This is a genomic window from Candidatus Blochmanniella vafra str. BVAF (assembly GCF_000185985.2).
Lineage (GTDB): Bacteria > Pseudomonadota > Gammaproteobacteria > Enterobacterales > Enterobacteriaceae > Blochmanniella > Blochmanniella vafra.
Genome location: NC_014909.2, coordinates 473,132 through 487,241 on the forward strand (window position 1 = coordinate 473,132; position 14,110 = coordinate 487,241).

The window sequence follows — 14,110 nt, forward strand, 5'->3', positions numbered from 1 at the left end:
TACTAAAAAAATATATATTACTACATATCCTCCGTACCTGAAATAGTGTTAAAACCTCCATCAACATAGATTATTTCTCCAGTTATTCCAGAAGATAAATTAGAACATAAAAAAGCAGCGACATTCCCTACTTCTTCAATTGTAACATTACGTCGAATAGGAGAGTGTTTTGCATAAAATGATAACATTTTCTTAAAATTCAAAATACCAGAAGATGCTAATGTTTTTAAAGGACCAGAAGAAATAGCATTAACACGAATACTATCTGCCCCCATTGCATTCGCCATATATTTCACATTCGATTCTAAAGATGCCTTTGCTAAACCCATCACATTATAATTAGGAACAACTCTATTCGACCCTAAATAAGTTAAACTTAACAAAGATGAATTTTTCCTTAACATACTTCGACATACCTTTGCCATTCCAACAAAACTATAGGAACTAATCATATGTGATACTTCAAAACCTAAACGAGTAACACTATTAACATAATCACCTCGTAATTGTTCAGTAGGAGCAAAAGCAATAGAATGTACAAACCCATCAAATTGACTCCAGCTTTTCTTTAATTCAACGAACAATTTTTCAATGGATGAATCAGAAGAAACATCACAAGGCAATATAATTTCATTAAACGAATAAAGTTTAGCAATTTCATACACTCTTGATCTTAACTTATCAGTATGATAAGTAAATGCTAATTCCGCTCCTTCTCTATGTAAAGCTTTTGCTATTCCACAAGCTATTGATTTACTATTAGCTACTCCAGTTATTAAAATACGTTTATTATTAAGTAACGCCATCTATTTTATAACCTATCTGTTATTTTTAATTACATAATTTAATTAATACAATCACTCTAACATTAATCAACTAAAAAGATCATTAAACTAAAACTTAACAACCAAAATGAAAAATGGCAGTTGACTGCATATAGTCAAAAATTTAAAACATTAACTATAACTCACATCCCGAGCAATTCATAAAAATTCTCAATATACATTTATCATATTAAATATTTCTAAAAAATTTTCCATAATTCACTAGTTAATTAATACTGTATTGGTGAATAATAACATAAAACAATCAATTATTTAATTCTTGCACTACATTCTACACAACAATAATATTAACACAACTAAATATCATTGCATTCAAAACTCCAAACAAGAATTTAACTAAATAAGTTTCAAAATTACCCCCTATACTCAAAATAGTAATTCTTCAAAAATTTAAAGCACACATTAAAGTATATAAACATAATTAATATATCTTCCAAATTTACTCAGAAATAATTTTATAACACATCTAAACGAACATACCTATTATACCCATGAAAAAATAAAATAATCAACAAAACGTCTATAACGAATAAAAATTAAATCAATCATGTTATTATTTCTGATTAATAATATATTAATTTTTATCGTTCTGTTATCAAATTTAAAACAACACTTTAAAAGTACAAAGATTGTATCTAAAACACAAGATAAATAAAAACAATTAAATCAACTGAATATTAAATTAAATTAAACAATCAAATATCATAAATAAAAATTTATACCTAAAATATATAATAATACTAATAAAAAAAATTGTATAGTAACAAAATAATTACTATTATTAACAATATATGTAATTATTCAACTATTATACAGGAATTTATAATTAAATCTTTAATATTATTAAAATAGTGATATCTGGTACTAATATTTTAATAATAATAATTATAAAAATTTTTAAGGAATTATAATAATGCGACTTAAACAAGTAGGAAAAGCAAAATTACCAACATTATGGGGAAATTTTTTAATCGTTGGATTCGAAGAAAAGCTTACTAGACAAAATCATGTAGCTTTAATATATGGTAGTATATTAGGATCAGAACCAGTTTTGACACGAATACACTCTGAATGTCTAACAGGAGATGCCTTGTTTAGTTCTAGATGCGATTGCGGCTTTCAATTAAACACTGCATTGAATTATATCACGACAGAAGGCCAAGGTATTCTCATTTATCATCGTCAAGAAGGACGTAATATTGGTTTATTAAACAAAATTCAGGCTTATTCTTTACAAGATAATGGAGCTGACACTGTAGAAGCAAATCAATGTCTTGGTTTTCATGCAGATGAAAGAGATTTCACCATATGTGCGGACATACTAAAATTATTAAATATACATACGATACGTTTATTAACTAACAACCCACAAAAAATCAAAGTCTTAGACAATTCTAATATCAATATCGTTGAAAGAGTTCCTCTAATAGTTGGAAGAAACTCAAAAAACGCTAAGTATTTAAATACAAAAGAATCTAAGCTAGGACATCTATTTAATCTTCGCCATAAACAATAAATAGTAAACATTATATAATTAACCCCGTATGATAAATATCACACGCTACATTAACAATTCATTTTAATAATAAAAACTATCGCTACCCACTACACCTATATTCTTAAATAAAAAAATCTACAACAAGTTGTATAATATTTATTATTAATTTTAGCCCCATTTTGTATCGTGAAAATATGATAATCTTTTCATATTATTCATATTAATAAAACTAAATATTATCGTAATTATATCATATACTCAAAAAATAAAAAATTGCAGTTCATAAACATACTTATACAAACATCACTGTCGCAATAGTAATTAATACGTAAAATATTTTTGTTAATAAACTTATTTATACTTTTTCAAAACAATACTTACTAATCTTTATAAAACAAAAAACTAACAACTACAGACAAACATTAATAAAAATATCAAACATTATTGATAACAGTATACTTATATAGAAATTCATGAAATCTAAATACAATTAATATATTTTCTTTAATTTATAATATTATCGAAGATTTGACTTTTTATAAAAAACCTTGTATTAGTACCTCCATGATCGCAATAAACTTTTGTCTTATTATTTGGCATTGATATTATTTTGATGTACTACTAAATACATAAATATTATAATTAAATTATAGATACTTTTTTAATTAAAATATTTAAGGAAATATAAATAATGGGATATACAAAACAACGCATAGAAAGTTTTAAAATTCAAGTTCATTATCATTCAAATCCTACGATAGTTTTTAATCAATTATGTAAAAACCGGCATTCTACATTACTATTAGAATCATCAGAAATTCAAAAACAACGCAATATCGAAAGTATGATGATTATTGATAGCGCCCTAAGAATTTCTGCTTATAATACAAACGTTATAATACAAGCTCTTACTAAAAATGGAGCTAACTTATTATCGGTATTAGAACAAGCTCTACCTAATACTGTAAAAGTCATTAAAACACATAGCACTGCAATAAAATTAAAATTTCCTATTACACAAAATACTTTAGACGAAGATAGTCAACTTAAATCAATTTCTATTTTCGACGGACTACGATCGCTATTAAAAATCATGAAACCACCTCAAGATAATCCAAAATCTGTATTTTTAGGTGGTTTATTTGCTTATGATTTAATAACTTGTTTTGAACCTATCCCAAAACTTACTGATTATCCTCAATGTCCAGATTATTGTTTTTATTTATCTGAAATTCTATTAATTTTTGATCATCAAAAACATACTGCGGAATTAAACGGGACATTATTTCATTCAGATACTTTAGAAAAAAACAGACTAAAAAATAGAATGAATGAACTCAAAAAACAAATAAACCGTACGTTATGTACTACTATTCCTTACATAACTGTACAAAACATGACATTAAGTTGTAATCAAAACGATACCTCCTATAAAAAAAACATACATAGAATACAAAATTTTATACGACAAGGAGAAATTTTGCAAGCTGTTCCCTCCAGATGTTTTTTCCTTCCGTGTCCCTCCCCATTAGCAGCCTATCATACTTTGAAAATTAATAATCCCAGCCCTTATATGTTTTTCATGCAAGACAAGGTATTCACCTTATTTGGGGCATCTCCAGAAAGTTCATTAAAATATGATGCAAATACTAGAAAAATTGAAATTTATCCCATAGCTGGAACTAGGGCTCGTGTATATCATGATGATGGATCATTAGATATAGACTCAGATAATCGAATCGAACTAGAAATGAGATTAAATCAAAAAGAATTATCAGAACATTTAATGCTAGTAGACCTAGCAAGAAATGATTTAGCTAGAATATGTAAGACAGGTAGTCGCTATATATCTGAACTATTACAAGTAGATCGTTACTCTTATGTCATGCACTTAGTATCTAAAGTAGTAGGTGAATTAAGTTATAACTTTGATATACTGCATGCTTATAGAGCATGTATGAACATGGGGACATTAACAGGTGCCCCAAAAATAAAAGCAATGCAAATCATTTATGAAGTAGAAAAAAAACGACGAAACGCTTATGGAGGTGCTATAGGGTATTTAGTAGGTTCAGGAAGTTTAGATACATGCATCATTATTAGAGCAGCATATGTTGTAAATAATTTAGCTACTGTACAAGCTGGAGCAGGAATTGTATTAGATTCTATACCCCAATCTGAAGCAGATGAAAGTCGAAATAAAGCGAAAGCTGTATTACAAGCAATTGCAATAGCACACAATTCCAAGGAAATATTTTCATAATGGTGAATATAATACTACTCAATAACATTGATTCATTCACATATAACTTAGTAGATCAATTACGCAGTAAAAAACATCAAGTCTTAATATATTCTAATCGACTATCAGACTCTGTAATAATAAACGTTATAAATAATATAGATAATCCCATTTTAGTATTATCTCCTGGACCTGGATCTCCACAAAATTCTGGATGTATGATGAGTTTAATAAAAAAATTACGAGGACACATCCCAATTATCGGAATATGTTTAGGATATCAAGCATTAGTTCAATCTTATGGAGGATGTATATCACAATCATCAGAAATTTTTCATGGGAGATCTTCTTTAATATATCATGATGAACAGGCTATGTTTTCTAATATTCCTAATCCTTTGTTAGTAGCTCGATATCACTCATTAATAGGAATTAATATTCCTAGTAATTTAAAAATTAATGCTTATTATAAAAATCACATAGCTATGGCCATTCGCAACGATCTTGATCGAATTTGCGGATTTCAGTTTCATCCTGAATCTATATTAACTGCATATGGAACGAAATTAATACACCAAACCATTCTATGGGCTAACACCTTAATTAGAACAAGAGCATAAATATACATATATAATATATTATGAAACACATTCTGAACATATTACGCCAAAGCAATAATTTAACTCGAACACAATGCAAAAAATTATTTTTCAATATTATAAACAAAAAATTCTCTTCAAAAGAGATCTCAGAAATTCTTATTAACATAAAAAATAAAGGAGAAACTATTGAAGAAATTTTAGGGGCAGCAGATGCACTGTTAATTCATGCTAAATATTTTCCAAAACTTAGGGGATTATTCGCAGATATCACAGGCACTGGAGGAGATGGTAAAAATACTATTAATATTTCTACAGCAAGCGCACTAATCGCTTCAACTTGTGGTGTTAAGATTGTTAAGCACGGTAATTATAATGCATCTAGTTCCATAGGTGGATCAATGAATTTACTACAACAATACAACGTATGTATTAACATGAATACACATCAAATACTTAAAAATTTTAACGAATTAGGAATATGTTTTTTATGTGCCTCTCAATATTATCCAATATTACGAGATGTAACCTATATAAGAAAACAACTAAAAACTCCTACTTTATTTAATATAATAGGCCCATTAATTAATCCATCAAAACCTCCATTGACCTTGATTGGAGTATATAAAAAAGAACTATTATCACCAATAACTCAAACGCTAAAGTTATTAAATTATAAGCGAGCAATAGTAGTGCATTGTGACGGCATTGATGAAGTAGGATTACATAATCAGACAAATGTATTTGAATTACGAAATGGTACAATCCAACACTATACATTAACCCCATCAGATTTTGGATTAAAAAAATATCCCTTAGAAGAATTATGGTCTAGTTCACAACACCAATCATATTCAAGTATAATAAATGTATTAAAAGGGCAAGGAAAACCATCACATACCGCAGTAATAACCGCAAATGTAGCATTGTTATTAACGCTATTTGGGCACAATAATTTACGATCAAACACATCAACAATTTTAAATAAAATTTATACTGGGTTACCTTATAAAAAATTATTAGCTCTTTCTTCGTCACTTGTATAAACAAATTAATATATAATAATAACTGTATGCCAAACACAATTCTCAATCAAATTATATCATATAAAAAAAACTGGATCTTAAATCAAAAATATTATTTATCTATTGATAAATTGAAGACTAACATAAAAAATAGTAAACGTAGTTTCTATAACACCTTATTATTAGCTCATCGTAACAACCACACTATTTTCATATTAGAATACAAAGTAGCTTCACCATCAAAAAATATTATTTGCAATAATCCCGATCTTGTTAAAATTATTCATATTTACAAAAAATATGCTTCAATTATTTCCGTAGTAACTGATGAAAAATATTTTCATGGAAATTTTGATAATTTAGTCCAAATAAGTAATATGACAACACAACCTATATTATGCAAAGATTTCTTTATTTCAGAATGGCAAATTTATTTTGCTCGATTACATCAAGCAGATGCAATTTTATTAATGTTATCTGTTATAGATGATAATACTTATCGTAAACTTTCGTATATTGCACATTCATTAAATATGGGCATTCTTACAGAAATAACTAATAGCAATGAATTACAAAGAGCTATAAAATTAAATGCAAAAATTATTGGAATAAATAACCGAAACTTAAATGACTTATCTATTGATTTAAATCGTACTATTAATTTAAGCCCCAATATCCCTGATTCAATTATCAAAATTAGTGAATCTGGGATCACTAATCACTATCACATAAAGAAACTAAAACGTTACGTTCATGGATTTTTAATCGGAACAACTTTAATGTCATCTTCAAATTATTTAGATACAGCAATTAAAAAATTAGTATTAGGAGAAAATAAAATATGTGGACTTACTCGAATTGAAGATGCAGAAGTTTCTTATGAATCAGGAGCTATATATGGAGGACTTATTTTTGTTAACTATTCCCCGCGTTTTATAAATATAAAAAATGCTCAAAAGATCATATCTGCAATACCAAATTTAAATTATGTTGGGGTTTTTCAAAACGATCTTATTCTAAATATTGTAAATATAGTAAGGATATTAAATTTATCCGCTATTCAATTGCACGGAACAGAAAATCAAAATTATATTGATAAATTACGCACTCAATTACCACATACCTGTCAAATATGGAAAAGTATTAATATGAATAATCAGACACCATATACATCTAACTTATTACATATTGATCGATATTTATTAGATAACAAACAAGGAGGAAGTGGAAAAACCTTTAATTGGGGAAAATTATCATTTACAAACATACCATTAAACAAATCAATTTTAGCAGGAGGTTTAACAATAAATAACTGCTCCAAAGCAGCAAAAATAGATTGCGTGGGTTTAGATTTTAATTCAGGAATAGAAATTCAACCTGGCATTAAAAATCATCAATCAATTTTAAAAATATTTCAAATATTACGTATATATTAAATCAATTTTATAAAATAGGTATTAAATATTAATATGATGCAAAAAAAATTAACTTCCTACTTCGGAGAATTTGGGGGTATGTATGTCCCTCAAATACTAATACCAACACTAATAGAATTAGAAAAAGAATTTATATCCTCCCAAAATGATCCAGTTTTTCAGAAAGAACTCAAAGCATTATTAAAAAATTACGCGGGCCGACCTACTCCTCTAACTTTATGTAGAAATTTGACTCATGGAACACATAGTAAGCTATATTTAAAACGTGAAGATTTAGTTCATGGAGGATCTCATAAAACAAATCAAGTATTAGGACAAGCATTATTAGCGAAACGCATGCATAAAACAGATATTATAGCTGAAACTGGAGCAGGTCAACATGGGGTTGCTGTTTCCATTGTTGCAGCTCTTTTAAAATTAAAATGCCGAATTTACATGGGTCAAAAAGACATAAATCGACAAAAATCTAATGTGTTACGCATGAAACTTATGGGAAGCCAAGTTATTCCTGTATATCATGGTTCTGCTACATTAAAAGATGCATGCAATGAAGCAATGCGAGAATGGTCAAAAACTTATCAATATACTCATTATATGTTAGGAACGATTGCAGGCCCTCATCCATTCCCTACAATTGTAAAAGAATTTCAACGCATCATTGGTATAGAAACATTCGAACAAATACAAAATTTTGAAAAAAGACTACCAGATTCTATTATTGCTTGTATAGGTGGAGGGTCCAATGCTATTGGAATATTTTCCAGTTTTCTTGACATTCCATCCGTTCAACTATTAGGAGTAGAAGCAGGGGGGTTAGGGTTAAATACAGAATATCATGGAGCAGCTTTACAATGCGGAGATACAGGAATTTATTTTGGAATGAAAGCTCCTATTTTGCAAACCGAAGAAGGTCAAATAAAAAACTCCTATTCTATTGCAGCAGGATTAGATTTTCCTTCCGTTGGACCAGAGCACGCTTATTTAAAAAAAATTAACAGAGTAAAGTATGTATCTGTATCAGATCAAGATGCAATATATGCATTCCAACAATTGTCTATTCATGAAGGCATAATTCCAGCTTTAGAATCAGCTCATGCACTAGCATATGCTTTAAAAATAATTAACCAGAACCCAAATAAAAAACAAATTTTAATAGTGAATTTATCTGGTCGGGGAGACAAAGACATTATAACAGTTAACAATCAAATACATAACAAAGAGAAATTAACATGAATCGTTATCAAAAATTATTCACTAATTTACATCAGCAAAAACTTGGGGCTTTTGTCCCATTTATTACTGTTGGAGATCCTGACCCCGATTCTTTTATAAATATTATAGATACGTTAATAGAAGCTGGAGCTGATGCTTTAGAATTAGGAATACCATTTTCAGATCCTTTATCTGATGGTCCTGCAATACAAAAAAGCATGGAACGTGCTTTTAAATCTGGGATCAATTTTTTTCTTTGTCTAAAATTAATCAATGATATTAGATCTAAATATCCTCATTTACCCATTGGGTTATTAATTTATGCCAATTTAATTATGAAACATGGCATAAAGAACTTTTACTGTAATTGCTCAAAACTTAATATAGATTCTGTATTAATCCCAGACCTACCTATAGAAGAAAGTTCTCTATTTTATAAAACTGCTATGTACTATAAAATAGCTCATATCTTTATTTGCCCTCCTAATGCCAATTTTAATTTAATTAAACAAATCACAAATCAAGGACAAGGATATATTTATCTATTATCTCGGCCAGGCATAACTGGTATTAATAATGATGAATTTAATATCACCGTATTAAATATGTTGATTCAACATATAAAACAACAAAAACGAGTTCTACCAATATTACAAGGATTCGGGATACATACCCCAGACCAAGCCCACCAATCTTTACTATCAGGAACTTCTGGGGTTATTATAGGATCTGCAATTGCTAATATCATTGAAGATAATCTCTCTTCTAATCCTATTATATTATTAACACAATTAAAAAAATTAACTCATTTAATAAAAATATCTATGAAACTATAAAGACATTTAATTTTATATTATACATAACTCACATATTATATGTTAATACCGATCGATTCTTCCCCACGATGTCTCTCAACATGCTTTTCAATATATACTCCAAATCTATAATATATATTTCAATAAAAAAAACGGCTACATTTATAGATAATCAATAATGTCATAATGTTTATATTAAAAAATATATATATAAATTATAATTTGATAATATAGCGCAATTTCATACATGAAATTACTTTTTATAGTTGCTAACAACAAACAAAATTCATATCACAAATAATAAATATATTTTATAATTACGTCCTTAGGTTTGTAACCAAACATTATTTAATATGCGATATTATCGCATTGTAATAGTTTATACATATCATTATAATGTTTCCTCTAAATCTTATCAATTTATTTACATCACAAAATAATGATTATTATATTCCTACTCCTCATCCACAAAATAATTTTAGCAATACTTGTTGTGCTATCCACAAATTCTAATAATAAATTCTGTATTATTTTATTGATACAAATAAAACATCATATCAATAAATATTTTATTATAAACTACTGCATTTAAAAAATACAATCATAACTTTAAAATCAATAACATAACAACATAAATAATTAATTAAAATTATTTAATTTCTCAATACATAACCACCCCAATAATATAATTTAATTATTTTTTAAACATATTCAAAATTGCAATATTATTAAACTTTTAATTATTAAGCTGAATTTAATAAAAATTTAAAAGTAAGAACTAAATCTTTTTTTGGTTTTTGAATTTTGTATACCCAACGAGCCATGGCAAATTTAATATTTTTTTCAAACACTCCAGGAGAAGTAGCAGATAATATACGTATTTTTCTAACTTTTCCTTTAGCATCAATATTATACATAACTGTTACATGTCCTTCTATTTTTAATGATTTTGCATTCTGAGGATACTCAGGATATACATATAGGATAGGAAATAAATCAGATGATGTAGATAAAATTACTCTATTATCAATAATATTATTAGTTGAATTGTCAATATCGGTGGTTTTAACGCCATAATTATTATCACATGCCTCAACATCATTTTTTCTATCTAAATAAACATTATTTTTAATATTAACCATAATATTCTCAGAATTGTTTGGTGTTTGATTTTCTAAAAAAGATAATACTTTAGATTCTAAACGTTGAGAAGAAACAGGAAGGGGTTTTGATGATTTCAATAATTTTCTATGGTTCGGTAACATTTTGCTTGGCTTTACATCTTTAGAAGATGATAATATTGTTATCATATAAGGATATTTTTTTTTACAAAAAGTAACATGTTTTCCTGTTTCATAATATATATTATGAAACATAAACAAGATTATTATAAAAAACACATGCAAACTACACGATAATATAATAGAAAAAAATACAGAAGTAATTAATTTCAAGAAAATCACCTTACTTATCGTGTTAAACAAATTTTATTATTAAAAAATTAATTTCATGATATGTATTTTAATTTTTAATAAAAATATATAAATATTGATAATATCAAATACAATTAGGTGAATTTTATCAAAATTACTTAAGGATTTGAAATACAATACTAATAATTTTAATAAACATATGCCTAAATAAAAAAAATTCATACATAAAACTACACTAATATATAATTCAGTAATAATAAAAATTAATTATTATATGGAATTAACAAATAAATATGTAATTTTAATTATTTATAATATTTTCAATTATAGCGTAATATGCGGATATTGGGGGCTAACTATCCTAGTCACTATTCGAGTGTTATTAAAACGTCGAACTGTCCCGTCTTTTATGGCCTGGTTATTAATGATCTACACCTTACCTTTAATTGGGATTATCACATACTTATTATTCGGAGAACCGAATCTTGGTAAAAAACGATTAACTAAAAGTAAAATAGTATGGTCGTCTAGTATTTTTCACATAAACAAACTCAAAAATTATTATAAAAATATATTTCCTAAACAAAAAAGCGATATTGCTTCTTCTGTATTCACATTATGTAAACATCGGCAAGGTATAGGAGCTTTACAAGGAAATCAAATACAATTATTTAACAAAATTGACGATACTTTAATATCTTTAATCCAAGATATTGAATTAGCTCAACACAGGATCGATATGATATTTTATATTTGGGAGCCCGGTGGACTAGTAGATTATATTTCCAAAAAATTAATTATAGCTGCACAAAGAGGGGTAAAATGTCGTTTAATCTTAGATTCTGTTGGATGTATAAACTTTTTCAACAGCTCATATCCTAAAATATTACAACAAGCCGGAATAAATATCGTAAAGGCATTACACATAAGTTTATTACACATATTTTTACGTCGAATGGATTTAAGACAACATCGAAAAATGATATTAATAGATAGTCATATTGCTTATACAGGCAGCATGAACATGGTAGATCCTAATTTATTTAAAAAACATATTGGTATTGGAGAATGGATCGATATCATGCTCCGAATAGATGGACCAGTAACTTCAGCGATGGGAATAATTTTTGCATTTGACTGGGAAATGGAAACAGGAGAGCATATCATGCCACTTCTATTAAATACACCTTACTTAACAACAAAAAAAAACCTCATCCCTAAATCAACAAAAAACCAACATACTATTCAAATTATTCCTTCTGGCCCAGGATTTCCAGAAGGAATAATTCATCAAGTTTTAATTACTTTATTATACAAAGCACAAAAACAATTAATTATCACAACGCCATACTTAATACCGAGTGATGATTTATTATATGCTCTCTGTTCGGCCGCTCAAAGAGGAGTAAAGGTCCATATTATTATTCCACAAAATAACGACTCTATATTAGTAAACTGGGCCAGCCGGGCCTTTTTTAGTGAATTATTAGATGCCGGAGTTTTCATTCATCAATTTCAAACAGGATTGTTGCATGTAAAAAGTATATCAATTGATCAAAAAATTAGTTTAATAGGAACTGTAAATCTAGACATACGCAGCTTATGGTTAAACTTTGAAATTACCTTATTAATTGACAGTAAATCTTTCAGTAATGATTTAAATAAAATACAACAAGATTACATCGCTCATTCAAAACTAATTGACCCAAAAGTATGGGCTAATCGGCCATATTGGAAACAAATTGTTGAACGATTATTTTATCTATTAAGCCCACTACTATAATTTAAACTATTCAAAAAACTTAATTAATAATTGAAATACCATTCACTCATACGTCGCCAATATTTTTAATAAAAACTTTATTATTTAATTGATAAATATATATCATTTATATATATGTCATAATATGCAAAAATCCTTGTATACATTTTATCGAAATAATTTTAAAAAATATATAACAAGAATTTTATACTATAACTATTCTACATCAAGCAAAAATATAATTTACACTATACTATCAAATACAATTCAATGCTTTTATTTACAATTTATTTAATTTTTATTTTAATTGCAGCACAGGTAACGTTGACTGAAATTTTTCAGAAAAATGTTTACGACATACCGAAATATAATGTTTATTACTCCCAATCATTATTTGGTTTCCCTCTTTGATTACTACTCCTTGGTTATCTACTCTTAAAACTCTATTAGCTTGACGCCCACAATAACAGACAGTTTTTAATTCAATTAATTTATCTGCCCACGCTAATAACCATAAACTTCCAGAAAATAATTCAGAACGAAAATCTGTCCGTAACCCATAACATAACACTGGTATATTTAAAATATCTACCACTTCAGTTAAATTAAGCACTTGATTACGACTAAGAAAATGGCATTCATCAACTAAAACACAATGTATTATCTTTTTATGAAGTATCGCTGATATTTGCTCAAATAAATTTGTATTATCACTAATAATTTTAGCATAAGCAGTTAAGCCAACTCGAGACTGAATGCTTTTATAAGCAATTTTTTCAGATCCCGATTGAGCTGTATACAATAAAGTATGCATTCCACGTTCTTGATAATTATACGAAGATTGCAATAACGCAGTAGTTTTACCTGCATTCATCGCAGAATAATAAAAATATAATTTTGCCATATATCGTTACCCCAATTAAAAATTTTAATTTTTATTACACAAGCGTATATAATTTTCTTATATAAAAAATAATACATAATTAATTAATAAATTAGTATAAAAATACATAACATCTAAAATACACAACCTATTTCGGAATAATAAAATTTCAGTAAAAATATAACTACCATTTCATTTATTAATACATAAAATAAGTAAGTATTATTAATGCATATGTAATATATTTAAATAACAAAATTCACTAACAATAAAATTGTTGTATACCTAACATTATTTGTATCAATATTGACTGATAACAATATTGAACAATAATTTAAATAACAAAATTTTATTAATTTT

The 14,110-nt window shown here is 27.1% G+C and carries 11 protein-coding genes; 8 read left to right on the forward strand and 3 right to left on the reverse strand.

The features are described from left to right. Nucleotides 1-20 precede the first annotated feature (20 nt). A complete protein-coding gene (locus BVAF_RS02110) occupies nt 21-806 on the reverse strand; it encodes an enoyl-ACP reductase FabI (RefSeq protein WP_013516739.1) in 786 nt (261 codons plus the stop codon). Between the two features lie 952 nt (nt 807-1,758). Here BVAF_RS02110 and ribA point away from each other — a divergent pair. The 7 genes from ribA to trpA all read left to right on the forward strand — a co-directional run bounded on the left by ribA (nt 1,759) and on the right by trpA (nt 9,693). Next, nucleotides 1,759-2,361, forward strand: a complete 603-nt coding sequence (gene ribA / locus BVAF_RS02115; protein ID WP_013516740.1) for a GTP cyclohydrolase II — start codon at nt 1,759-1,761, stop codon at nt 2,359-2,361. A 673-nt stretch (nt 2,362-3,034) separates the two neighbouring features. After that, nucleotides 3,035-4,606 carry an anthranilate synthase component 1 gene (locus BVAF_RS02120; RefSeq protein WP_013516741.1) on the forward strand — a complete coding sequence of 524 codons (1,572 nt, stop codon included), beginning with the start codon at nt 3,035-3,037 and terminating at the stop codon, nt 4,604-4,606. Beyond that, nucleotides 4,606-5,205, forward strand: coding sequence for a glutamine amidotransferase-related protein (locus BVAF_RS02125; RefSeq protein ID WP_013516742.1), 600 nt, complete (start codon nt 4,606-4,608; stop codon nt 5,203-5,205). The genes BVAF_RS02120 and BVAF_RS02125 overlap by 1 nt, the downstream gene beginning before the upstream one ends. 20 nt (nt 5,206-5,225) lie before the next feature. After that, nucleotides 5,226-6,230 carry an anthranilate phosphoribosyltransferase gene (gene trpD, locus BVAF_RS02130; RefSeq protein ID WP_013516743.1) on the forward strand — a complete coding sequence of 335 codons (1,005 nt, stop codon included), beginning with the start codon at nt 5,226-5,228 and terminating at the stop codon, nt 6,228-6,230. Nucleotides 6,231-6,256: 26 nt separating this feature from the next. After that, nucleotides 6,257-7,645, forward strand: coding sequence for a bifunctional indole-3-glycerol-phosphate synthase TrpC/phosphoribosylanthranilate isomerase TrpF (gene trpCF / locus BVAF_RS02135; RefSeq protein ID WP_013516744.1), 1,389 nt, complete (start codon nt 6,257-6,259; stop codon nt 7,643-7,645). A gap of 36 nt (nt 7,646-7,681) precedes the next feature. After that, nucleotides 7,682-8,878, forward strand: a complete 1,197-nt coding sequence (gene trpB, locus BVAF_RS02140) for a tryptophan synthase subunit beta (protein ID WP_044026205.1) — start codon at nt 7,682-7,684, stop codon at nt 8,876-8,878. Next, nucleotides 8,875-9,693 (forward strand): tryptophan synthase subunit alpha, encoded by an 819-nt coding sequence (gene trpA / locus BVAF_RS02145; RefSeq protein ID WP_013516746.1) that lies wholly within the window; start codon nt 8,875-8,877, stop codon nt 9,691-9,693. The genes trpB and trpA overlap by 4 nt, the downstream gene beginning before the upstream one ends. 722 nt (nt 9,694-10,415) lie before the next feature. On the opposite strand, the gene BVAF_RS03160 is transcribed toward trpA, so the two are convergent. Next, nucleotides 10,416-11,126 (reverse strand): TonB family protein, encoded by a 711-nt coding sequence (locus BVAF_RS03160; protein ID WP_148259510.1) that lies wholly within the window; start codon nt 11,124-11,126, stop codon nt 10,416-10,418. 277 nt (nt 11,127-11,403) lie between these two features. Here BVAF_RS03160 and cls point away from each other — a divergent pair, with 277 nt between their 5' ends. Then, entirely contained in the window at nt 11,404-12,888 is a 1,485-nt protein-coding gene (cls, locus tag BVAF_RS02155) for a cardiolipin synthase (protein ID WP_044026207.1), read from the forward strand. A 277-nt stretch (nt 12,889-13,165) separates the two neighbouring features. Here the strand turns inward: cls and BVAF_RS02160 are convergent, their stop codons facing one another. Beyond that, complete coding sequence (locus BVAF_RS02160) at nt 13,166-13,771, reverse strand: thymidine kinase (RefSeq protein ID WP_013516749.1); 606 nt, start codon at nt 13,769-13,771, stop codon at nt 13,166-13,168. Nucleotides 13,772-14,110: the final 339 nt, after the last annotated feature.